The sequence below is a fragment of the Actimicrobium sp. GrIS 1.19 genome, assembly GCF_035984655.1.
GTDB lineage: Bacteria > Pseudomonadota > Gammaproteobacteria > Burkholderiales > Burkholderiaceae_D > Actimicrobium.
Window position 1 is genome coordinate 70,509 of sequence record NZ_JAXCHT010000012.1, and the last position, 23,838, is coordinate 94,346.

Sequence of the window (23,838 nt, forward strand, 5' to 3'; positions counted from 1 at the left end):
GGCGCTCACAGCGCAGCCGGTGGCGCAGTGCTGCAGAGCAGGGCGGCGACGGCCAGCACGGCGGCCAGCAGCGCAGCTTCAAGCTGCAGCAGGCGTTTAAACCGGCGTTGCCACAGGGCCGACACGGATGCATCGGTGCGCAGACTCGCCAGCAGCGGCGGCATCGCCCACCAGCGATTGATGGCGCCAAGAATGACTGCCAGCGCCACCAGCAGCAACTTCAGCGTGAGCCACTGCGCCCACGCGTTTCCCTGAAGACCGGCGAGGGTTCCGGCGCCGCGCCAGCTGCTGATGGCGCCCGTCAGGACAATGCCTGCCAGCGCTACCGTCGCCGAGGCCGACAGGCTTTGTACGTAGCCTGACTGCGCCAGACGATCGGCGGACAGCGTGCTGCCGCGGCGGCGCAGCACCACCAGCGCCGACAGCATGACCTCGCCGACCCAGACGCTGACCAGCAGCAAATGTGCCGTCTCGATCACGAACGGCCAGCTCAGCATGCCGTCCGCGACGGCGTGACTGACCGCGCTGCGACTGAGTGCAAATACCAGCAGGCTGAGCCATCCGAGCCTGGCGCCGATGCCCCAGCGCTGGCCAACGCGTTGCAGGGTCGGCAAAAGGCACAGCGCGGCGATGCTGACCAGCCAGCCGTGTCCGAAATGGGTGGAGATAATCAGCGGCCAGAGCGCCGGTCCCGCCTGCGTGACCGGCAGTTCTGCCATGGCCGCCGCTTCCAGCACCAGCACCACCAGCAACAGCAGGCCGACCCAGACCATCGCGCCAGTCTGCCAGCGCGCCACCAGCAGGCGCTGCTGCCGCCCCCATGGGCCCTGACTGCCGGTCAGCTGCCAATCGGTCACGGCCGCGCCGACCAGCACGGCGAACCCGAGGTTGAGTAGCGCAATGGCCGCTACCGTGACGAAACTGACCTCCTCCACTACTTCACCTGAAAACCGAATTGGCCCTTGGTGCGATGCCCATCGTGGGTCATGGTCGACCATTGCACCCGATAGCTGCCTGACAGCAGCGCGGGCACTGCCAGCAGCATGGTCTCCGGCTGGTCCGGCGCAATCGTGGCCGGGGCGGTGTTGACGGCGCGACCCTGCCGGTCCAGCAGCGTCACCCTGGAAAACGGTGCGTCCAGTGCTTCGTTAAAGCGCAAGCGGATTTCGCCTGGCGGGCTGGCCAGCGTCGCACCGGCGGCCGGACTGGATTCCTTCAGCACCGCGTGGGCAAAGGCAGAGGGCGCCACCAGGATGGCGCTTGCTGCGGTCAACGCCAGCAGCAGGGTGGATTTCTTCATACTCGGTGCTCCGTAAAAAATTGAATTGGTCAGTGCTGCATCTTGCCGTCACGGGTGACGGTCATGGTGCTGGCATCGGCTTGCGGACCCTGCGCCGACGTCACCGGCGGCAGCTCGCCGGTCCATTCCTGGGCCACGGTTCCGGCCGGATGGCGATACCAGCCGGGATCGCGGTAGTCATCGCGCGCCAGTCCGTCGCGCACCTTGACGGTGGTGAACATGCCGCCCATCTCGATGCCGCCGAACGGGCCGTCGCCGGACATCATTGGAAGCGTGTTTTCCGGCAGCGGCATCTGCATGCCACCCATTGCGCCGCCCTTGTCGCCCATCACCATGTAGGACGGCAGCAGCGCATTGATTTTTTCCGACACGCCGCCTTGGTCGACCCCGATCATGGTGGGCACCTGATGGCCCATGGCGTTCATCGTGTGATGCGATTTATGGCAATGGAAAGCCCAGTCGCCCGGCGCATTGGCGTTGAATTCGATGGCGCGCATCTGTCCGACGCCGATGTCCGTCGTCACTTCAGGCCAGCGTGCCGTCGCTGGCACCCAACCGCCATCGGTGCCGGTGACCTCGAAGGCGTGGCCGTGCAAATGCACCGGATGATTCGTCATCGTCAGGTTGCCGGCCCGGATCCTGACGCGGTCGCCGCGTCGCACCACCATCGGATCGATGCCGGGAAAGGCGCGGCTGTTGAAGGTCCACAGGTTGAACTCCAGCATGGTGCTGGTCTTCGGTGTGTACGCGCCCGGATCGATGTCGTACGCATTGAGCAGGAAAACAAAGTCGCGATCGACTGCGTGCTCGGCCGGATTCTTCGGATGCGTAATCCACGAACCCATCATGCCCATGGCCATCTGCACCATTTCGTCGGCATGCGGGTGGTACATGAAGGTGCCGGCGCGCTGTGCCACGAATTCATAGACGAAGGTCTTGCCCGGTGCGATGCCGGGCTGGGTCAGTCCGGTCACGCCATCCATGCCATTCGGCAGCGGCTGGCCATGCCAGTGAATGCTGGTGTGCTCGGGCAATTTGTTGGTGACAAAAATCCGCACGCGATCGCCTTCCACCACCTCGATGGTCGGGCCCGGACTCTGGCCGTTGTACCCCCACAGGTTGGCTTTCATGCCGGGCGCAATCTCGCGCACCACCGGTTCGGCCACCAGATGGAATTCCTTGACGCCGTTTTTCATCCGCCACGGCAGGCTCCAGCCATTGAGCGTGACCACCGGGTGGTAGGGACGGCCGTTTGGCGGGGGCAAGGGCGGCATGGTCGCCGCACTCGGTTGCAACGGGGCTTCCGGCAGCGATGCTGCGCCGACCTTGCTCACCAGCGCGGCGCCCAGCATGGTGCCGACACTGCCGGATAAAAATGCGCGACGGGTTGTCATGGTGTAGCTCCTTGTTGGGTGACGGGCAAGCGACCGCCCAGTGCCGCCTGCAGATTGGTGTCGGCGATCCAGTAGTCTTTCAGTGCCGTGATGAAGCCGTTGCCGGCGTTGGCCTGTTCGCGCGCATCGGCCAGCAAGGCGAAGGGGCTCGCCAGCATGCCGTTGTAGCGCAACTGCATTTCATCGGCGATCCGCTTGCGCAGCGGCAGGACCTGATCGCGGTAATGGCGCGCCAGTTGCCACGCGGCGCGATAGTTGGCATGGCTTTCACGCGCCTCGCTGCGCGCATTCACGGCAATTTCGGCCAGGCGGCCGGCGGACGCGAGGTAGCTGGCTTCGGCACGCGCAACGCGGGCGCCGCCCCAGTCGAACAGCGGGATTTCGAGTGTCACTTCGTAACCCGGCGCGCTGGGCTGGCCGGTGGCTGAATTGCGCACCAGGCCGAGGTCAAGCACGTTGACGAAGCGGGTGGTTCTGGTGAGCCCAAGCGATGCGGCGGTTTCCTGCAACTGCAATTGTCCGGCTTGCACATCGAGCCGGTCGCGCAGGGCGCTTTGTTCGACCTCCGGCAGTTCTGCAATCGCCGCCGGCAAATCCGGCAGGCGCTCCGGCAGCCGGAACTGCGCGGCGTCGCCCGACAGGCCGAGCAGGCGTGTCAGCTTTTCGCGCGCGGCCAGCGCGTCTTTGGTAGCGCGGCTTGCTGCACCGATCGCATCGACGTGGAAGGCCTGCTCGCGCAGCAGATCGAGCTGGCTCCAGTTACCCGCCTGCGTCATGCGCGCCGCCAGTTCGGCGCCGGCAGCTGCAGCCGCATTGACTGTGCCGGCATAGTCGGCGCTCTGTTGCGCCGCGATCGCCTCAAAATACGCGCGCCGCGTGTCGTACGCCATCTTCAGCGCGGCGTCTGTCACCAGCAATTTCGTTTGTTCGAAGCGACGGCTTTCGATGCGACCGGCCAGCGGCAGCGTCAGCACGCGCAGCAGATTAAACGTCAGCGTGCGTTCGATCGCAACCTCGTCGCCGGAATGGGTACGCTTGAAGCCAAACGCGGGGTTGGTCAAACGACCAGCCTGCACCAGATCGGCTTCGGCAATGCCGAGACTGGCATAGGTGGCCTGCAGCCCGCGATTGTTGAGCAAGGCAATCGTGACAGCGTCGTCGACCGAGAGCGGCGTCTGCAATTTTTGTGTGATCAGGGCCGCCAGCGCGCGTTCGTCGTTCTCGGTTTTGATCGGATGCACTTCGATGCCGAGGCGCTGCCGGGTGAGTTGATTGACGCTGTCGAAGCCGCCGTCCTGCGAAAAGCTGGCGCAGCCGGCGAGCAGCAATATTGCGGCAGCCACGCCGGGCCGCGCCAGCGCGACCCTCCGTAACATGGTTTTTTTCAAGATGACCTCATCTGCGAATTAGCACGAATGGTCTGCGCGCAGCGCGCGCAAAACCAGCCTCTGGGTGTCAGGCGAATGAGGTTTTGGGCGGGCGTTCCGGATGCCCGGTGACAACCGATGGAGGAAACACCTGCAGCGTGGCGATGCGGGCCGAAGGGAAATGCAGTTCAGGAAGGGCCGGCAGTGCTGGCGGCGTCATCATCACGCCAACGCAGCAGGCGGCGCAGGCCCCGCATTGGTGTGTCCCATGGTGACTGCCCTGGGTGAGGTCGGCGTGTTCCGCCATGTTCGCGTGATGATGGGCATGATCGGTCGGCGCGATGGCCGCAGCGCCTGCGTTCGAGGGCGCGCACGGCAACATGCCTGACGCCACGGCGCCATGCAACGGCATCGCGAACATCAGGCAGATCATCAATATGTGAAAAATTGCGCGCATGGCGGAAGGTTACACGACTTCGGCGAACAGCCGCGCGCAATTGGCACGAACCGGTCGCGCGCGCGGGCCGCGCTGCTGGTATTGTCTGTGACCAAATCAATGATCACCGAGTGCAATGAAACGTCCCCGCTTCGCCCCCGATAATTTCATGCTGCTGATGATTGCCACCGTGATCATGGCCAGCTTGCTGCCATGCTCCGGCGTCACGGCGCAGGCCTTCAATGGCATCACCAATGTCGCCATCTGCCTGCTGTTCTTTCTGCACGGCGCCAAGTTGCCGCGCGAGGCAGTGATCGCCGGCCTGACGCACTGGCGACTGCACCTGACGGTGCTGGCCTGCACGTTTGTCGTGCTGCCTTTGCTGGGACTGCTGCTCAAGCCGCTCGCCTCGGTACTGGTGACTCCCGACCTGTATCTCGGCCTGTTGTTCGTGTGCGTGCTGCCATCAACGGTGCAGTCGTCGATCGCATTCACTTCGGTGGCGCGCGGTAACGTGCCGGCGGCAGTGTGCGCCGCCTCCGCCTCGAATCTTCTGGGAATATTTCTTACTCCGGTGCTGGTCGGCTTGTTGGTGGTCGCCCATAGCGGCGCGGCGTCGTCGTTCGAGGCAATTGGCAAGATCGCGCTGCAGTTGCTGCTGCCGTTCATCGCCGGGCAGATTGCCCGCAGGTGGATCAGCGGCTGGCTGGACCGCAACAAGGGGGTGCTCAAATTCGTCGATCAGGGCTCGATTCTGCTGGTCGTCTACACCGCCTTCAGCGAGGCGGTCAATCAAGGACTGTGGCAGCAATTGCCGATGCATTCCCTGTTGGGCCTGCTGTTGCTCGATGTGTTGTTGCTGCTGTTGATCATCGCGATTGCCACCGTCGGCAGCCGCTGGCTCGGCTTCAACAAGGAAGATGAAATCACGATCGTGTTTTGCGGTTCGAAAAAGAGCATGGCCAGCGGTATTCCGATGGCGAAGATTTTGTTTGCCGGACCCGCGCTCGGGGCGGTGGTCTTGCCATTGATGCTGTTTCATCAGATCCAGTTGATGGTGTGTGCCGTGTTGGCACAACGCTATGCGCAGCGGCTAAATCCAGTGACGAGGGTTCGGGAAGCACCGAAGATTTAGTGATGTCTGTTCGCTTTTTCCAACAAAATTCGTGGCGTAAAAATTTGCAACACAAGATTTAACAAAATTTCACATATGCATGATATGTTTCTCCAAGGCAAATTATGATGCCCTTGACCAGGAGACATGCATGTCGTTCACACAACTTCGCGCCGCGCTTGCGCTTTCCGCACTGACCTTGCTGGCTTCCTGCGGCGGCGGTGGCAGCAGCACTGCCGGCAGCGGCGGTGCTGCCGCTGTCACTCCCGGCCGGGACGGCAACACGCTGCCCATTGAGGTCACCAATCCAACCGACGCGCAGGCCTCGCGTTTTCTGGCACAGGCATCGTTCGGCGCGACCAGTCCGGGCATCACGGAAGTCGTCGCCGGCGGCGACAACGGCTGGCTGACCAGCCAGTTCGCCAAGCCGCAAACACTGCACCGCGACTATCTCAATGCAGTGGCAGCGACGCTGGCAGCAGGCACGACACTGAATCAAAACAACTTCTTCGAAACGTTCTGGAAGCAAGCCGCCACAGGCGATGACCAGCTACGGCAACGCATGGCATTTGCGCTGTCGCAAATCTTTGTGATTTCGATGCAGGATGCCGGCATTGGTGACAATCCTGTCACTGCCGCCGCCTTCTACGACATGCTGGGCGCGGATGCTTTCGGTAACTTCCGCAAGCTGCTCGAGGATGTCTCGCTGCACCCGGCGATGGGGGTGTATCTGACCTCGATTCACAATCAGAAAGAATCCAGCACACGTACGCCGGATGAAAATTATGGTCGCGAAGTCATGCAGCTGATGACCATCGGGCTGTATCAACTGAACCAGGACGGCAGCCTGAAGCTGACCAATGGCTTGCCCGTCGAGACCTATACCAGTGCCGACATCAGCGGCATGGCGAAGGTGTTCACCGGCTGGAGCTGGGCCGGCCCGGACAAGACCAACACGCGCTTTTTTGGCGGCACGCCAGACCCGGATCGTTACTGGAAGCCGATGCAGAGCTATCCGCAATACCATTCGACCGCCGAGAAATCCTTTCTTGGCGTGACCATCCCGGCGCAAACCACGGCCAATCCGGAAGCCAGTCTGAAGATCGCGCTGGACACCCTGTTCAACCATCCGAATGTCGGTCCGTTCATCGGCCGCCAGCTGATTCAACGGCTGGTCACCAGCAATCCGAGTCCAGCCTACGTGGCGCGCGTCGCAGCTGCGTTTGCCGACAATGGCGCCGGCGTGCGGGGCGACCTGCAGGCCGTCATCCGTGCGATTCTGCTTGATACCGAAGCCCGCACCGACAGCCGCATCGGCGCCATCGACAGCGGCAAGCTGCGCGAGCCGATCCTGCGCCTGGCGGGCTGGATGCGGGCGTTCAATGTCACCTCGACGTCCGGCCGGTTCCTGCTGACCAATCTGGATGACGCGCTGTTTTCGATCGGCCAGTCGCCATTGCGCTCGCCCTCGGTATTCAATTTTTACCGGCCTGGCTATGTGCCGCCCAACACCTCCATCGCGGCTGCCAACCTGGTCGCGCCGGAGATGCAGTTGACCGGCGACACGTCAGTGGTCGGCTATCTGAACACGATGCGCGACATCGTCCCCAACGGCATCGGCACCAGCCGCGACGTCAAGAGCAGCTACGCCACCGAGCTGACGCTGGCGGACACACCGGACAAACTGATCGATCGCGTCAACCTGCTGCTGCTGGCCAACCAGATGTCGGCGACCCTGCGCAGCCAGATTCTGACCGCGATGAATTCGGTGGCGATCTCGGCGACCGATGCGACGGCCGCTGACAAGGCGCGCCGCAACCGTATTTCGCTGGCGGTGTTTCTGACGCTGGCTTCCAATGAATATCTTGTCCAGAAATGATCGGGGCCTGACATGACGACCAAACCCAACGCTTCACGCCGTGAATTCCTGCGCACCGCCTCGATCCTGTCGATGGTGGGCAGCGCCGGCGCACCGTTTGCACTTAACCTTGCCACCATCGGCGCCGCTGCAGCGCAGACAGCACCGACCGATTACAAGGCCATCGTTTGCCTGTTCATGGCGGGCGGCAATGATCACGGCAACACCGTGATGGCGACCGACAGCACGTCGTGGAGCGAATACATCCGGCTGCGCACCACGACCGATGCCGGCTCGATCGCCTTGCCGGCAGTCGGCAACACCGGCGGCGTCCTGCCGATTACCCCGCTTACGGTCCAGAGTGGCCGCACTTTCGCGCTGCACCCGTCGATGCAGGCGCTCAAGACGGTCTTTGACGCCGGTCGCGTTGCGGTGGTGGCCAATGTCGGTCCGCTCATCATGCCGACCACGCTGGCCCAGTACAAGGCCAACAGCGTCAAGTTGCCGCCCAAGCTGTTTTCGCATAACGACCAGCAATCACTGTGGCAGTCGTCGATGCCGGAGGGCGCCAAATCGGGCTGGGGCGGGCGCATGGGCGACTTGCTGGTGGCGTCGAATTCGACCCCGATCTTCACCGCCATCTCGGTCTCCGGCAATGCCGTCTTTCTGGCCGGCCAGACCATCAATCAGTATCAGGTCAGCAATTCCGGTGCGGTGCCGATCAACTCCTTGTCCGGATCACTGTATGGTTCGAGCGCCGCGGCCAATCCGCTGCAGGCGATCGTCTCGGCCGACCGCGGCAACCTGTTCGAAAAGGAGCAGGCCGCTGTGATTCGGCGCTCGATCGCGGCGCAGGGCACGCTAGCTACCGGCATGCTGGCGGCGGGCGGCAGCGGCATTCCCAATCCGGCCCAGTACATCAATCCGAACACCGGAAACCTGGCGACCAACTCGCTGGCGGTGCAATTGCAAACCGTCGCGCGCATCATTGGCGGGCGCAGCGCGCTGGGCGCCAAACGACAAATCTTTTTCGTCAATATCGGCGGCTTCGATACCCATGATAACCAGCGCACCAACCAGGCCGATCTGCTGGCGCGCGTGGCGCATGGCCTGGCGTATTTCGACAGCATGATGGGCAGCCTGCAGGGCACCGACTTCCGTAATCAGGTGACACTATTTACCGCATCGGATTTCGGCCGCACCTTCACCAGCAATGGCGATGGCACCGATCATGGCTGGGGTTCGCACCATTTCGTCATGGGTGGCGCGGTCAAAGGCCAGGATATGTACGGCCTTTTCCCGGTCACCGGGGTGAAGCACGATCAGGACGTCGGGTCCGGCAGCTTGTTGCCACAATTTTCTGTGGATCAATACGGCGCGACGCTGGCAAGCTGGTTCGGGCTCAGTGCGACGCAGATCGCCGATGTCTTCCCGTCCATCAACAATTTCACCCAAAAGAACATTGGCTTCATGATGTAAATTTCGCCGCCAACGCGACCAAAAAATCGTGCGTTTCAGCACGATTTTTTTTGCGTGCAAGTCGGGTTTTTGTCGTTAAAGCAGCTGGAAATTTGATGGACAAGTGATCCCTTCAAAATCCGTTGCGCATTTAATAATCGACGCAAGCATGGGCATTCTGAAGATGCAAATCTGACCATGTAGCGTGCTCTTTTCGCAATCATTGCAGAGTTGAAAAGCCAAATCGTTCGTCGCAAGACGGCCTGATTTTTCTTTCAATCCACTTCGTAATATTGTCGACAAGGGAGTTTTCATGCGCAAATCAATCATCACAACGCTCGGGGCGGTTTTTTTCGTTCTCGGTGAATCAAGCGGTCAGGCGTCTACGCTCGTTTCCATGGATCTGCTGGGCAGCGGCGACGGACTGTTGACGGTCGACAGCACGACCAACCTGCAATGGCTCGATATTCCGGCCACCCAGGGACTTTCGGTGGACCAGGTGCTTGGCGGGTCCGGCGGATGGGCCGGGCGCGGCTTTCGGTACGCTACCTTTGACGAAATCAAGGGTTTTCTGGTCGATGCAGGGTTGACCGAATTCGGCAGCTATTCCAACCCGACTGGCGCTGGCTGGATGCACGGCAGCGTGGCTACAGGTCAGCAACTGCTCGACCTGACCGGCACCACCAACCCCGGCCGCATCGCCGGTCTGATCGCACCGATACCCTGCGGATCGTGGACTTCCAGCGTATGCGACCAGCATCTGGAAAACGGCGTGTGGACCGACACCAAGAACTACACCTACACCGTTGTGCTGCAGCTCAATAACGCCAATGGCATCAATACGATTTCCTCGGACGGCGCCAACGCCACTTATGCCAATTACGTCAACGCGGGAAGCTGGCTGGTGCGGGCGGTGCCGGAGCCGAGTGCGTTTGTCTTGACGCTCACCGGACTGGGGATATTGGGCATGGCCGGCTGGCGCAAGAAAAAATACTCGGCCTTTGCCTGAGTGGCGGGGATGCCATGGCCGAGGATCGTCGCCTTCATGATTTCCGCGCCTGTGCCGCGTCTGCGGCGCGCGGCGGATTTCGGCGGCCGTCACTGTTTTCGATCGGTACGGTGAAGAACTTTCAACAACGACACCAGAATTCCCGCGTACAGTGCAGTCACCTTCATTTCCTTCGACTGCTTCCATGATCATCACCAATATTGAAGACCTGCGCATTCTTGCCAAACAGCGCGTGCCGCGCATGTTTTACGATTACGCCGATTCGGGATCGTGGAGCGAGTCCACGTATCGCGCCAATGTCAGTGATTTTGAGGGCATCAAGTTTCGACAGCGGGTTGCCATCAACATGGAAAACCGGTCATTGATGACCACCATGATCGGACAGAACGTGGCCATGCCGGTGGCCATCGCGCCGTGCGGCATGACCGGCATGCAGCATGCGGACGGCGAGATTCTTGCAGCGCGTGCGGCCGAGGCGTTTGGCGTGCCGTTCACGCTGTCGACAATGAGCATTGCATCCATCGAAGATGTTGCCGCCAACGTCAGCAAGCCGTTCTGGTTCCAGCTGTACGTGATGAAGGACCGCGCCTTCGTCAACGATCTGATCGACCGTGCCAAGGCCGCCGGCTGTTCGGCCCTGGTGCTCACACTCGATTTGCAGATTCTCGGTCAGCGCCACAAGGACCTAAAGAATGGCCTGTCGGCGCCACCGAAACTGACGCTGCCAAACATACTCAACATGATGACCAAGCCGCGCTGGTGCACCGGGATGCTGGGCACGAAACGCCGGATATTCGGCAACATTGTCGGCCACGTCAAAGGCGTCGAAAACATGTCATCGCTGTCGGCATGGACCGCGCAACAGTTCGATCCCGCGCTCTGCTGGGACGACGTGCAATGGATCAAGGAACGCTGGGGTGGCAAACTGATCCTCAAGGGCATCATGGACCCGGAAGATGCACAGCTTGCTGTCAAGAGTGGCGCCGATGCCCTGATCGTCTCCAATCATGGGGGACGGCAGCTTGATGGCGCAGCGTCGTCGATCGCGGCACTGCCGGAGGTGATTGCCGCCGTCGGCGACAGCATCGAGGTGCACATGGACGGGGGCATTCGCAGTGGTCAGGATGTGCTCAAGGCGCTGGCGTTGGGCGCCCGCGGTGTCTATATCGGACGTCCGGTGTTGTATGGGCTGGGGGCGATGGGTGAGGCAGGGGTGGCGAAATGCCTGGAACTGATCCAGCGCGAACTTGATATCACCATGGCGCTATGCGGCCAGACCGATGTGCAGAAAATCGGCCGGCACATATTGCGATAATTACGTCAATCCTTCGGCAGTCGGGATGACGCCGGCCTGAGGTCGGTTTCCTGCATGTTGTCGACGAACTGGGCGTCGGCAACCTGATAGCGGTTCTTGCCAAGGCCTTTGGCCTCGTACAATGCCGCATCGGCGAGATTGATCAACGCATCCGATGCGCGGGCATTGAACGGATAGATGCTGATGCCAATGCTGCTCGTCACCGAGACCGCGGTGCCGTTGATCAGGTACGGTTCGGCAACCTCGCGCAGCAGTTTTTGTGCCGGCACATGCACATCAGCCGGATCGTTCATCTCGCCCAACAGCATCATGAATTCGTCGCCGCCGATGCGCGCAACAGTGTCTTCGCCGCGCGCGGCATGCAGCAAGCGAGTGGCGACCATTTGCAGCAAGGCGTCGCCCACGTCGTGACCCAAGGTGTCGTTGATGTCCTTGAATCCATCGAGATCGATGTAGAGGACCGCGACATGATTGCGCTTGCGTTTGGCATGCTCGATCGCGCTGGCGATGCGATCCTTGAGCAGGCGCCGGTTCGGCAGGCCAGTCAGCGGGTCGTGCAGCGCCAGCACGCGCATCGCTTCGCGGTTACGGGTCGCCTCCTTGTACAGCAGGCGCACCTCCAGCGAATTGCGAATGCGCTGGACCAGTTCAACCACGTCATACGGCTTGCCAATGAAGTCCTTGGCGCCGGCTTCCAGCGCCTGATTGGTGCAGTCGATGCGCGCGCTAATGGCCAGGACCGGCAGCCAGTCATCCTGTTTGAGCTTGTGCAGCTGCGCCATGACGCCGAAACCGTCCAATCCCGGCATTTCCAGATCGAGCAGGATCAGATCGTACTGATGGTGCTGGTGCAGCGCCGCGACATCGTGCGGTAGCGTGGTCGCACTGACATTCGTATAGCCCTCGCGTTCGAGGATGGCCTGAAGCAAGTCGATATTGGCAAAGCCATCATCGACAATCAGGATCTTCGCCTTGCGTAACGCATCGGTACTGAGAATCATGACTGCAGGAGGTGAAAAAAGCGCGCGGTTCGGAGGAGAAAAATGTGTGGAAATCATCATTACCCCGAGCGTAACAAATCTTGCACGGTATCAATGTACGGCAACACGCATAACTTCCAGTTAGCAATGACGACTACCGCAAGGTGAAAAGCGGGATCCTCCCGCTTCGCGAGCTTAATTCCCGGCAGGCACCGGATTGGCAATATAGGCAATGAAGGCGTCTGTCGGCACCGGCCGGCTGAAGAAATAGCCCTGGTAGAAAAAACAGCCCAGCGTCGCCAGTCGTTGCTTTTGCGCCAGCGTTTCAACGCCCTCGGCAATGACCGCCAGTCCGAGGCTGTTACCCAACGCAACGATGGTCCGGGCGATGGCTTCATCATTCGGATCGGTCAGGATATCGCGTACGAAGGATTGATCGATCTTCAGTTGGTCGAGCGGCAGGCGCTTCAAATAGGACAGCGACGAATAGCCGATACCGAAATCATCCAGCGAAAAGCCAACGCCTTTGGCCTTGAGCTGGCACATCTTGAGCACCGTGTCTTCGACGTTGTCGATCAACAGACTTTCGGTCAGCTCAAGTTTCAGCCGGCGCGGATTGATGCCGGTCTGGTGCACCACGGCCAAGACATTGGCGACAAAATCGGGTTGCCGGAACTGGCGCGCACTGACATTGACGGCCAGCGTCAGGTCCGACAGCGCCGGGCTGAGCGCCCATTTCGCCAGTTCGCGACAGGCAGTCTCAAGCACCCAGTTCCCCAACGGGATAATCAGGCCGTTTTCTTCCGCCAGCGGAATGAATGCACCCGGCGGAACCAGGCCGCGCACCGGATGATGCCAGCGCACCAGCGCTTCCGCGCCGGTGGGCATTCCGTTGGCATCGACTTGCGGCTGGAAATGCAGCAGGAACTGATTCAATTTGAGCGCGCTGCGCATTTCACTTTCCAGCGCCATGCGCGCACTGACCGTGGCCTGCATGTCCGAATCAAAAAATTGCATCGTATTGCGGCCGGAGGCCTTGGCCTGGTACATCGCCAGGTCGGCGCGTTGCAGCAATTCGTCGACCCCGCATGATGCATTGGAGAATAGCGTGATGCCGATACTTGGCGTGGTGAATGCTTCGTGCTCGCCCATCAGGAAGGCGTCGCCAAACGCGGCGATGATCTTTTCCGCCACTTGCTTGGCGCGCGAGGCGCCTTCCGCCGCGGTGTCGCCCAGATCGACCAGCAGGATCACGAATTCATCGCCGCTGAGCCGGGCCACCGTATCGCAGGCACGCATGCAGTACGACAGGCGCACCGCCACCAGTTGCAGCAACAGATCGCCCATGTCGTGGCCGAGCGAATCGTTCAAGGCCTTGAAATTGTCCAGGTTGATGCAGAGCAGGGCGCCGAACCGATAGCTCCGGTCACTCGCATCGATCGCGTGCTGCAGGCGGTTACGCAGCAGCATCCGGTTTGGCAGGTCGGTCAGCGGATCGTAGAAGGCGAGGTGCTCGAGGGCATGCTCTGCCGCCTTGCGTTTGGAAATATCGCTTTCAATGGCAAGGATGCCGGACGGCTGCCCCTGCTCATCACGGATCAGGGTCCAGCGCGCTTCGACCGCAATCGAGCCGCCATCCTTGCGTCGCTGCAGCAGCTCGCCGCGCCATTCACCGTCGAGCTGAACGCGCTCCAGCGGTTCGTGCAGATCGAGCGCTTCCTCGGCGCTGCGCGTAATCATGGCCATGTCGAGTGCTTCGTCACGCCCCCAGCCATACAGCCGCTCGGCGCCCTGATTCCAGAATGTCACCGCACCGAGCATGTCGCGCACCATGATCGCATCGGTGGCGTGGTCCAGCAGTGCGGCCTGGCTGCGCATGCGGGTATTGGTCATTTGCTGGGCCAGTTCGGCGCCGACGCGGGCGCCAACAATACGTAACGTTGACAGCGTGTGCTCAACCCGCTGCAGCTGCTGGTCGGAGCACACGAACAACACGCCAACCGGCATGCCGTCGGCATCGTCGAGACGCAATCCGACAAATGAGCGCAGATGACCGGTAGCCTCCGGTGCAAGGCCGGGGAAGCGCATCGGGGCCGCGTCGTCAATCGCGCAATGGCCGGCCGACAGGACCTTGGCAAAGGTCGTGTCGCGCAGTGAACAACTGAAATTGGAGACGGTCTCGTCATCAATGACGGCGGCAATGATCTGGACGGATTCACACTGGGTGTCGGTAAAACTGCCAATGAAACCGGCGCGCGCGCCGACCGCTTCGGTCATGCTGCGCGCCAGCTGGGCAAAGAAACTGCCACTGTCCGATGTGGTGGCCGAGACGGCGATGGCCACCTTCTCGACGGCGACCTGAAGTCGCTGACGTTCGTCCTGAACGCGCCGGTTCACGATGCCGAATGCCAGATTGTCGGCCAGTTCGCACAGCAGCGACATCTCGGTCGACGAAATCGGATTGGCTTCGGTTGCGTACAGCGCCAGCACGCCGAACGTATGTTTGCCTTCGCGCAGCGGCAGGCACACCACCCCGCGAAAACCAAACTCATCGACATGTTCACGCCACGACGCAAAGGCCGGATCGGTCGCGGCGTTCTCGATCATGGTTGCCTCGCCGCTGCGGATGGTCATCGCTGCCGGACCCTTGCCAGGCCCGCCTTCGATTGACCAGCTCAATGGCACGGCGGAGAGAAAATCGGCTGGCAGCCCCACTTGCGCCATCGGTTCGATACTGCAGGCGGCGTCCTGCCGCGCATAGCCAACCCAGGCGACGCGGTAGCCACCGAGCTCGCAGACGATGCGACACACTTCGGCCAGCAACGCCAGTTCCGGCGTCGCCTGCACCACGACCTGGTTACAGGCGCTCAACATGCGCAAGGCCCGGTTCAGGCGCGCTACCCGCTGTTCGGCTTGACGTCGTGGCGTGACATCGCTGATGCCGCCGACCATGCGCACCGCGCGGGCCTGGGCATCGCGGATCACGAAGCCGCGGTCCGCGACATCGGCATAGCTGCCGTCGTGGCGGCGAAAGCGATGTTCGTCGATCCAGCTGGTACCGACCCCGTCGATGACGGTGTGAATGCCGTCGGTCACCCGAGCCAGGTCGTCCGGATGAATTCGGCTGGTCCATGAGGAGATATCGGCTTCGATCTCTTGTTCCGGGTAGCCAAACACGCTTTGCATGCCGTCGTTCCACCAGATCGCGTCCGATGTCAGATCCCAGTCCCACACGGTATCGGTGGTTGCGCGGGCGACATTGCGAAAGCGTTCTTCGCTGACGCGTCGCTCCTGCTGCCCGATGATCTGCTCCGAGATATCCCTGGCGACGCCGTATATGCTGACGATCTTGCCGTCCACGACGACCGGGACATTGGTCACCTGCAGATGCACCGGTTTGCCCGACTGGCTGATGATCGCGGTCTGGTAATGGGCGCTTTCACCACCGACGGCGCGCTGGAAATGGACCAGCGTATCGGCCAGCCTGTCAGGGGCGATCAATTGCGCGAACGAGGCTCCCACGATCCCTTCGCGCGGATAGCCTGCCATTTGTTCGGCGCGGCGGTTGATCGTGACGAACTTGCCATCGAGGTCGAACAAATAGACCGCATCCGGGTGGTTGTCGAACAGCGATTGATGGTACTGCTCGCTGATGGTCATGCGTGCGGCAGCAGTCTGCTCGACCTGCCGTGCCAAGGCCGCGTGCTCAAGCTCAAGGCTGACAAGTTGGCGCTGCAGGCGCCGATTCGTGACGATCAAATTGATTTGTGCGGCAAGTTCGCCGGCGTCGCTGCTGCGCACCACGGTGGCGCCAGCAGGCGAGGCCCCATGCAGCCGGCCGGTTTGCAGCACCACGGCGCACGGGTGGGTTGTTGCAGGATGCCGCAGGGACTTAAGAAAGTCGCCGGATGGGTCCTCGATCGCATCGATATTGAGCACGACCACATCGGCCGGTTCGTTCTGCAACAAGGTGGCCAGCGCGTGATTGGGCAGCCGCACGACCACCTGACCAGCTTCCTCTAACCGGACGCAAAGTGCATCACCCAACGCATCGGGCAGTTCTCCGACAATCACGATTTCAGAAAAAGCGGGCATGTGCATGACTTGGGTCAGATGCGAAAAGTTAACGAACGTGGAAGTGCCAATGTAACGAATACCATACTTTCAGTCATGCCTACAAAAACACCGTTGGATAAATGCAATCACCGGTCGCCCTCAGCCCGCGAGCGGTTGCTCGGGTTTGGCAAGCAACGTCCAGACCGCAATGAACATCGCGGCAATTGCCGGCCCGATGACGAAGCCTGTCAGCCCGAACAGGGCAATGCCGCCGACCGTCGACAGCAGCACCAGGTAATCCGGCATCTGCGTCTCCTTGCCGACCAACAGCGGACGCAACAGGTTGTCGACCAGTCCGATCACCAGCACCCCAAACAGGATCAGTGTCACCCCCTGCCAAAGCATGCCGGTAAGCAAAAAATACAGCGCAACCGGCGCCCAGATGAGTGCGGCGCCAATGGCCGGCAACAGCGACAGCACGGCCATCACGACGCCCCACAGCAGTGCCCCCTGAATCCCGAGAAACCAGAACATCAGCCCACCCAGCGTGCCCTGGCTGGCCGCGACCACCAGGTTGCCTTTGACGGTGGCGCGCACCACGGTACTGAACTTGATGAACAGATGGTCCTTTTGCGCCGGGGCGAGCGGAATCGCCTGTTTGATCCGGGCGGTCAGCGCCGCACCGTCGCGCAGCAAAAAAAACAGCAAGTACAGCATCACGCCAAAGCCGATCACGAAATCGAGCGTGTTCTGGGTCAGATGAACCACCTGCGCAGTGATCGCCTGGCTGCCGGCGCGCACAGTCTCAGTCAGTTTCGCCTGAAAGGCGGGCAGATCATCGAGGCCAAAGCGGGTCATCCAGTGCACCAGCCATTGCGGCAGGGCATCCATCGCCTGCTGGAAATACGCACCGAAATCCATCGATCCGCTGCGGATTTTCTGGACGACCAGCGCGCCTTCCTGGATTAATGCCAGGCCGGCCAGGATCAGTGGCAAGATCACGATCAGCGTGACGATTCCCATCGTGATCAGCGCCGCGAGCGTGGCGCGCGCTCCGCATCGCAGCAATACGCGCTGCTGCAGCGGCGCGAACAGCAAGGCCAGCACCGCCGCCCAGAAGACTGCGCCGGAAAATTGCCAGAGCACGCAGCCAAATGCCAGCGTGACAAGAACCAGGAGGAGCAGAAAGGTTTTTTCGTGGAGTTCGGCTTTGGTCATCGGAGCTTCTCAGTGGGTGAGGGAGTGTCGCATGGATAGTTGGCTTTTAGCAACTATTCGTTGTGACAGACGATGTAAATACCAGACCAGCAGGACTGCCGCCACAGTCAATCCCAGCACCAGCCCGATCCAGAAACCGGTGGCGCCCATCGGCACCGCCGGGCTCCATGGAAACCACGCCGGCGCCAGGCCCAGCACGCAACCGAGCGGAATGGAAAAGCCCCAGAAGGCCGTCAAATGGATCACCATCGGCGCGCGCGTGACCTTGTAGCCGCGAATCGCACACGAGGCAGCCACCTGGGTTGCATCGGACAGCTGGAACAGCGCGGCAAACAGCAGCAGCAGCACGGTCATTTCCTGCACGGCCGGATCGGAGCTATAGGCCGCCGCAATCGCATGGCGGAAGCCCGCGATGAAGGCCGCCGAAGCAATCCCGAACGCGAGCGACAATGCCACGCCGACCCAGGCCACAAAGCGCGCCCGCACCGGATCCCCTTCGCCGGAGGCCTGCCCAACGCGGGTCAGCAGACCAATGCCCAGGCTCAGCGGCACCATGAACACCAGCGAAGAAAAATTCAGCGCAATCTGATGCGCCGACATGCTGACCACGCCGAAGCGCGCCACCAGCAAGCCAATCGCGCCAAACGAACTGACCTCGGCAAAATGGGTGATGCCGATTGGCATGCCCAGCCGCAGCATGCGCCGGATTTCCGGCCAGTTCGGCGCCTCCCACTGCGAAAACGGAAAGCTGCTGCGGTACGGCTCGGCCCGATGCATCCACCAGATCATCGCGGCCAGCATCAGCCACAGTCCAAGACCGGTAGCCCACGCGCAACCGACCGCACCCATCTGCGGAAAGCCCCAATTGCCATACACGAGCAACCAGTTGACGGCGATATTGAACAGCAGGCCGAGCAAGGCAATCACCATCACCGGCTTGGTCTGGTTCAGACTGGTGCTGTAGCCGTACAGCACCCGGTAGGCGGCAAACGGCAGCAGGCCGATGCTGATCACGTGCACAAACATGGCGGCCTTGTCGCGCACCAGGGGTGTCAGGCCAAGATGATCAAAGATCAGGACCGAGCAGTTCGCCAGGATGCAGGCAAGCAAGCCGATACCGAGTGCTTTCCACAGCGACTGCCGCACCGAGTGGGCGATCCGGTCAATGGTGCCGGCGCCGACTTCATGTGCGACCACCGCATTAATGGCCATCATCACGCCCATCACGGTGACGATCACGATGCTCCAGATCGACGCCCCCAGCGAGACGGCGGCCAGGTCGTCCGCGCTCAGATGCCCGGTCATCGCGACATCGGCCACCGACATGCCGACAGTGGCCAGCTGCCCGATCAGCATGGGCCAGGCGAGGCGCCACAAGGCAGTGATTTCGGTCAGGATATTGGCGCGGCGGGAGTGCAGAATGGTGAACATGACAGGGAGCTCAAACACGGAGGTGCGATTCTACCCGCTGCCGCCCGGCCGGGCGCGTTCCGAACGATCGATTTGCGTTGCCGCATGTTGTGCGACGAAGCCGTCGAAGCCGTCCAGCAAGCGCTGCAGCCCGAGCGCTGGTTCGCCCAGTTGCAACAAGGCATGGCAGGTGGCCTCCAGCGTGGAGAGCTGATCGTCGCGCTGGGCTTTGCGAATGCGATACTGCGATGGCGGAGTGGTTTGCAAACCCAGTCTGGGCAAATTTTGCAGCGCTGGGTTGAGATACAGCATTTTACGGCTCTTGCGCCAGGTGCCATCCAGTACAATCACGCGCAGTTGGGTCAGATCCGTCAACGCCTGCGGCTGCAGCGTCGGCGGTGCGACCAGGCCGGCGCCGGCCGGGCTGGCAGGGTAGAGCAGTACGGTGCATTTGTCGTCGTCCGGCGGCAGCCATTGCGTCGCCGAAAACACCTCGCCAGTCAGCATCCGGCTGTTCTGCAAGCCCAGATGCAGCAGGCGGGCACTGCCTTTGGCATTGTTGACTTCCAGCCGGTGCTGCAGAATGACGACTTCGACCGCCGTCGCCAGCGGCACGATCCACGCGCAGATACAGGTCGACTGCGCGCGCAGGCAGCGTGGGCACATCGCCCGCCGAAGCGCGACCAAAGTATCCATTGAACACGTCACCTTTACTTGAAAATGCACCATGCCGAAAAATAAAAAACCCGTCGCCAGAAAATCTGCCGAGTCGCCTGAACAAAAAGACGAAGCCATGACGCGGCAGTTATGCGCGCTGGCGATCTACCTGGCGGGCAACCCGGCGAAGAATGCCACGACCGTCGAGAACGCGGAAGATTTTCACAAGATCATCAAGAAAACCCTGCATCAGAAAAAAGACGACATCCTGTACGAAGCGCTGGAATGGACCAAGCACGATGCCGGCCGCGCCCATCACCTGCTGAAAGCCACCATCGAAGAGATTGCCGAAGTGGTGACGATCGGGCGTGACGGTGCGTCCGCAACCGAGATCAATGCCTTCGTCATCCCGTTGTTCGTGCATTCCACCGGCGGCTTGAAAAATGCGCAGTCGTTCCAGGATCAGGAAGCCTATGAACTGCTGACCAAAAGCCTGCAGCAGGCCGGACTGGAAAGCCCCGACGCGACGGTCGTGCTGGTCAATCACGGCTACGGCCTGGATGAAATCGACAGCATCACCTTCAGCCATTTACACGAAATGGTGCGCGACGCGCACGCCGCCATGCACGACATGCGGGCTGCCACCGCGACCGCGATTCAACGCAGTTTCGGCGAGCCGGTCGATGAACCGTTCGCGGCCGACGACATGGCGGTCGAACTGCGTTTCCTGCTGGGCTTCTCGATGAAGGCGGCGGACGATCCGTTTTACCAGATCCCGGCAGACGAGACCGCAGCCGACGCCTGGTTTGCCGGGCGCGAGACCCGATTCCAGACGTGGGCCGAGCAGGTCACGCCACTGGTAAAGCGCTGCTTCGCGCCGGCAGAGCGCGACATCGAAGTGCATTTCCTGTACCAGGACTTATTCCATGGTGGCAAAGAGCGCGGCATCGCCGAATACTTCACCTTGCAGATGATGTCGGACCTGAATTACGGACTGAGCGAACATGGCATCGCGCCGCAAGACGCCCGCGCGGTGATCGCGCCTGCCGAAGTGGGTGATGAAAAGGTACTGCGCGTGAACCTGTACGCCGTGGCCGATGGTGCACTCATCGCCTCGTCCGAAAAACCGCTGGGCCTGACTGCCGACTGGGGCGCCGAAGTGCTGGATGTGCGCGATGCGCTCGGCATGATCGGCGTCGTCACGATCGCCGAAGCGGTCAAATTCGACGACGAAGGCGCACCGACGGACATCGCCGCAGCAACCTGAGCCGACACCGCCGGTTTTAATTGACTCTGACCCCAATTAAATTGAATTAATTGGGGTCAGAGTCAATTAAATGGCCTGAATTTAGAACGACGCCAGCATCTTGCGCACGGCATCCTGCACCGCTGGATCGCTGAGGCCAACATCGCCGCGCGTTTCGATCAGCCGGTCGCGGTAGAGCGATGGCCAGCCGAAGGCGTCGTCATCGATGGCGAACCAGTTGGCCGGTTTGCGGCGTTCGACATCCCCCAGCACCTGCATGCCGCGCGGCATGGTGTCGAACGCCGTTTGCAGCATCCCCAGATGGTGGAAGGTCGAGCCGATCACGCGTTCCTGCAGCGTGGCGGACAGGTCGTATTTTGCCGTATCGAAGCTGACCGCACGAACCCAGCTGGTCGACAGCACGATGCGCAGTTCGGGATAGGGCGCCAGCAGCTCGTCGAGAATCGGCATCCATTCGAAGAAACGCTTGTCGGGATTGGCCAGATACAGCCCGCGCTTGCGGTTGCGCATGACGTTGCTGTCATGCAGTACGCCGTTGTAGTCGAGATAGAGAATGTTCATTGGGGTTCAGTCGGTTCGGATGAAGGGTGAAGTGCTGGTGCCAGCAATAGCGTTTCGAGCGCGAACACATGCGGGTCGTGCTTGCCGAGCGCGCGCAACGCTGCGGCCAGATCGAGCAGGTAATCGCGATTGCGTCCGCTCGGACCACTGGCGGCGTCAATCTGGTCGACGATGCTGCGGTCGGACGCCGGCCCCAGCCATGCTGCATTATCGTCCATCGCGATATACACCAGGCCATCGGCGCTGCCGCCGTCGTCAAAGGTCAGCGTCGTGGTGAAACGCAGGTAGCCATTTTTTTCGCGATGGTCCAGATGATCGAACACTTGCGGCGTAATCAGGTAGGCCATGCCGTCGCATACCGCGCCGGCCTGCGGCACCAGCGTGAGTACGCGTCCGGGTGCGTCCGGCGTGCCGCGATGATCATGCGAGCCCTGCCAGAAACGCCGTTCCCAGCCACCAATGGTTGCCGGACGGCGTTCGATAAAGGGAAAATCCGCCTTGAAGATCAGCGACCCGTAGCCGAACAGCCAGAGGCTGTCGTGGTCGTCAAAGCGATGCAACAGGCGATTGGCTGCGGTCGTATCGAAGGACATGATGCAGTGTGATGAATCAGGCTTTTTTCAGGAAGCAGGTTTTCAGTACCAGTCCCTTGACCTTCTCGGCGTTGCATTCGATCTCTTCCGGGTCGTCGGTCAGGCGGATGTTCTTGATCACGGTGCCGCGCTTGAGCGTCACCGAGGTGCCCTTGACCTTCAGATCCTTGATGGTGGTGACCGAATCACCGTCGGCCAGAAGATTGCCGTTACTGTCTTTTACGTCCATGGATGCATCCTTGCGCAGCGTCTGCCTGCCTGTTTGAGAGTGCCCGGATTATAAGCGACCCGGACGACATGCCGTCAGATCGGCAGGTGGTCACGCCGCTACAACTCAGGAAATGCGTCCGCACGCCAAGCCCGGTGGGCATTGCGACCAGCGATGCTGGCCTGGCTTCAAGGCGGCGGGATGGGCCGGCTTGCCGTCATCTTCACCTGCCGCAGCTGCAGCGGTTAAAATCGGGCGCATATTTGTCGATCCCTTTCCTGGTTAGCGCGCCCCGATGCATCAAATCCTGGTTATTGCCATTGCCCTGTTTGCGTTGCTGATCGCCGCGGAGTTCGGTTACGGACTACTCCGGCAGCGCAACAATTACCGTCTCAACGATGCCATCAGTAGCCTCAGCCAGGGTTTGCTGAGCCAGGCGGTCGCGGTTTGCACGCAGCTGTTCCAGATCGGCCTGTACGAAATGCTCTACCCGCACGTCGCCGTATTTGACAACGCCGCGATCTGGGATCTCTGGTACGGCTGGCTGATCGCCCTGGTGCTCTACGATTTCTTCGATTACTGGCTGCATCGGGTCAGCCACGAAAGCGCCATCTTCTGGGCCGCCCATGTGGTGCATCACCAGAGCCAGTGCTTCAATCTCTCGACGGCGCTGCGGCAGGAAAGTTTCTATCCGATCATGGGCTGGATCTTTTTCATCCCAATGGCCATTATCGGTGTGCCGCCGGAGCTGTTCGGCATCGTCGGGCTGGTGGTGATCCTGTATCAGTTCTGGATTCACACCGAACACATCGGCAAGCTGGGCTGGTTCGACCGCGTGTTTTCCTCGCCCTCGAACCACCGCGTGCATCACGCCACCAATCCACGCTATCTCGACAAGAATTACGGCGCGATCCTGATCATCTGGGATCGTCTCTTCGGCACCTTCGAGGAAGAAACCGAGCCATGCGTGTACGGCACCGTGACACCCCTGAACAGCTGGAATCCCTTGTGGTCGGTAGCGGTCGTGTACGCATCGCTGTGGGCGCAACTGCGCACGACGGCGGGATGGCGCGACAAATTGCGGGTGTTGTACAAGGGACCGGGCTGGCAGGCCGGGCAGGGCACTGCGCCGGTTGCGACACCGGTCAATGCTGACCGCTTCAATCCCGCCATCGGACGCTTGCAGGGATGGGCCGCGTGCGCTCTGTTTGCGATTGCGCTGGTCGCGACCTGTCTTTTTCTGTGGTGGGCGGATGACGCGACCAGTTTGCAGAATGGCTTGTTCCTGGCGGGGATGGCGGTGTGGCTGTGGATGATTGGTGCAGTCCTTAGGGATTCGGTAGTTATCAAAGTACCGTTTAAGATGTCTTCATTCTGGGTAAATGGAGCTGCTGCTGATGAAGACGAGCACACTAGAGCGCAACGGCGTGTCGACGCAGATCGTCGATTTGATTGGGCGTCTGATTGACCTGATCGAGTGGCCAGCGCGACGCCGCGCGATGGGCGACGTAACAGTGACGTTACTCGATGGCAAGCAACGTGTTGCAGAGGATGCATTCGGCTGGAATCGAAAGGCCGTTGAGTTGGGCATTCATGAACATCAAACTGGCATAGCCTGCATCAATGACATTACGGCC

The 23,838-nt window shown here is 61.1% G+C and carries 20 protein-coding genes; 7 read left to right on the forward strand and 13 right to left on the reverse strand.

The features are described 5' to 3' along the window. Positions 1-5: 5 nt before the first annotated feature. From RCH09_RS10435 to RCH09_RS10455, 5 genes are all read right to left on the reverse strand, one after another. Entirely contained in the window at positions 6-935 is a 930-nt protein-coding gene (locus RCH09_RS10435) for a CopD family protein (protein ID WP_326941020.1), read from the reverse strand. Next, entirely contained in the window at positions 935-1,300 is a 366-nt protein-coding gene (locus RCH09_RS10440; protein WP_326941021.1) for a copper resistance CopC family protein, read from the reverse strand. The genes RCH09_RS10435 and RCH09_RS10440 overlap by 1 nt, the downstream gene beginning before the upstream one ends. A 29-nt stretch (positions 1,301-1,329) precedes the next feature. Continuing rightward, positions 1,330-2,694, reverse strand: coding sequence for a multicopper oxidase family protein (locus RCH09_RS10445; protein ID WP_326941022.1), 1,365 nt, complete (start codon positions 2,692-2,694; stop codon positions 1,330-1,332). After that, the gene (locus tag RCH09_RS10450; RefSeq protein ID WP_326941024.1) at positions 2,691-4,070 is read right to left on the reverse strand and encodes a TolC family protein; all 1,380 of its coding nucleotides are present in this window, start codon (positions 4,068-4,070) and stop codon (positions 2,691-2,693) included. Before RCH09_RS10450 ends, RCH09_RS10445 begins: the two co-directional genes overlap by 4 nt. A gap of 79 nt (positions 4,071-4,149) precedes the next feature. Beyond that, positions 4,150-4,518 carry a hypothetical protein gene (locus RCH09_RS10455; RefSeq protein WP_326941025.1) on the reverse strand — a complete coding sequence of 123 codons (369 nt, stop codon included), beginning with the start codon at positions 4,516-4,518 and terminating at the stop codon, positions 4,150-4,152. 115 nt (positions 4,519-4,633) lie between these two features. On the opposite strand from RCH09_RS10455, the gene RCH09_RS10460 reads away from it, so the two are divergent. The 5 genes from RCH09_RS10460 (at position 4,634) to RCH09_RS10480 (ending at position 11,251) form a co-directional block, all read left to right on the forward strand. Continuing rightward, positions 4,634-5,632 carry a bile acid:sodium symporter family protein gene (locus tag RCH09_RS10460; RefSeq protein ID WP_326941026.1) on the forward strand — a complete coding sequence of 333 codons (999 nt, stop codon included), beginning with the start codon at positions 4,634-4,636 and terminating at the stop codon, positions 5,630-5,632. Between the two features lie 130 nt (positions 5,633-5,762). Continuing rightward, on the forward strand, positions 5,763-7,490 hold the full coding sequence (locus tag RCH09_RS10465; RefSeq protein ID WP_326941027.1) for a DUF1800 domain-containing protein: 1,728 nt from the start codon (positions 5,763-5,765) through the stop codon (positions 7,488-7,490). A gap of 12 nt (positions 7,491-7,502) precedes the next feature. Next, the gene (locus tag RCH09_RS10470; protein WP_326941028.1) at positions 7,503-8,948 is read left to right on the forward strand and encodes a DUF1501 domain-containing protein; all 1,446 of its coding nucleotides are present in this window, start codon (positions 7,503-7,505) and stop codon (positions 8,946-8,948) included. Positions 8,949-9,240: 292 nt separating this feature from the next. Next, positions 9,241-9,936, forward strand: coding sequence for a PEP-CTERM sorting domain-containing protein (locus tag RCH09_RS10475; RefSeq protein WP_326941029.1), 696 nt, complete (start codon positions 9,241-9,243; stop codon positions 9,934-9,936). Positions 9,937-10,120: 184 nt separating this feature from the next. Next, positions 10,121-11,251, forward strand: a complete 1,131-nt coding sequence (locus RCH09_RS10480) for an alpha-hydroxy acid oxidase (protein ID WP_326941030.1) — start codon at positions 10,121-10,123, stop codon at positions 11,249-11,251. 5 nt (positions 11,252-11,256) lie between these two features. Here RCH09_RS10480 and RCH09_RS10485 read toward each other — a convergent pair whose 3' ends face one another. The 5 genes from RCH09_RS10485 to RCH09_RS10505 all read right to left on the reverse strand — a co-directional run bounded on the left by RCH09_RS10485 (position 11,257) and on the right by RCH09_RS10505 (position 19,611). Further along, entirely contained in the window at positions 11,257-12,252 is a 996-nt protein-coding gene (locus RCH09_RS10485) for a diguanylate cyclase domain-containing protein (RefSeq protein WP_326941031.1), read from the reverse strand. Positions 12,253-12,426: 174 nt separating this feature from the next. Then, the gene (locus RCH09_RS10490) at positions 12,427-16,326 is read right to left on the reverse strand and encodes a bifunctional diguanylate cyclase/phosphodiesterase (protein WP_326941032.1); all 3,900 of its coding nucleotides are present in this window, start codon (positions 16,324-16,326) and stop codon (positions 12,427-12,429) included. 120 nt (positions 16,327-16,446) lie between these two features. Beyond that, the gene (locus RCH09_RS10495; protein WP_326941033.1) at positions 16,447-17,505 is read right to left on the reverse strand and encodes an AI-2E family transporter; all 1,059 of its coding nucleotides are present in this window, start codon (positions 17,503-17,505) and stop codon (positions 16,447-16,449) included. Positions 17,506-17,514: 9 nt separating this feature from the next. Then, the gene (locus RCH09_RS10500; protein WP_326941034.1) at positions 17,515-18,936 is read right to left on the reverse strand and encodes an MATE family efflux transporter; all 1,422 of its coding nucleotides are present in this window, start codon (positions 18,934-18,936) and stop codon (positions 17,515-17,517) included. 30 nt (positions 18,937-18,966) lie between these two features. Further along, entirely contained in the window at positions 18,967-19,611 is a 645-nt protein-coding gene (locus tag RCH09_RS10505; protein WP_326941035.1) for a tRNA-uridine aminocarboxypropyltransferase, read from the reverse strand. Between the two features lie 97 nt (positions 19,612-19,708). Here RCH09_RS10505 and RCH09_RS10510 point away from each other — a divergent pair, with 97 nt between their 5' ends. Beyond that, the gene (locus RCH09_RS10510; RefSeq protein ID WP_326941036.1) at positions 19,709-20,839 is read left to right on the forward strand and encodes a DUF2863 family protein; all 1,131 of its coding nucleotides are present in this window, start codon (positions 19,709-19,711) and stop codon (positions 20,837-20,839) included. Positions 20,840-20,920: 81 nt separating this feature from the next. Here RCH09_RS10510 and RCH09_RS10515 read toward each other — a convergent pair whose 3' ends face one another. From RCH09_RS10515 to RCH09_RS10525, 3 genes are read right to left on the reverse strand one after another with little or no spacing between them, the layout of a single operon-like run. Beyond that, a complete protein-coding gene (locus RCH09_RS10515; protein ID WP_326941037.1) occupies positions 20,921-21,400 on the reverse strand; it encodes an HAD domain-containing protein in 480 nt (159 codons plus the stop codon). Next, a complete protein-coding gene (locus RCH09_RS10520; RefSeq protein WP_326941038.1) occupies positions 21,397-21,993 on the reverse strand; it encodes a gamma-glutamylcyclotransferase in 597 nt (198 codons plus the stop codon). The genes RCH09_RS10515 and RCH09_RS10520 overlap by 4 nt, the downstream gene beginning before the upstream one ends. Before the next feature lie 16 nt (positions 21,994-22,009). After that, positions 22,010-22,222: an alkylphosphonate utilization protein gene (locus RCH09_RS10525; RefSeq protein WP_326941039.1), complete on the reverse strand. Its 213-nt coding sequence runs from the start codon at positions 22,220-22,222 to the stop codon at positions 22,010-22,012. A gap of 274 nt (positions 22,223-22,496) precedes the next feature. On the opposite strand from RCH09_RS10525, the gene RCH09_RS10530 reads away from it, so the two are divergent. Continuing rightward, entirely contained in the window at positions 22,497-23,669 is a 1,173-nt protein-coding gene (locus RCH09_RS10530) for a sterol desaturase family protein (RefSeq protein ID WP_326941040.1), read from the forward strand. Positions 23,670-23,838 lie beyond the last annotated feature (169 nt).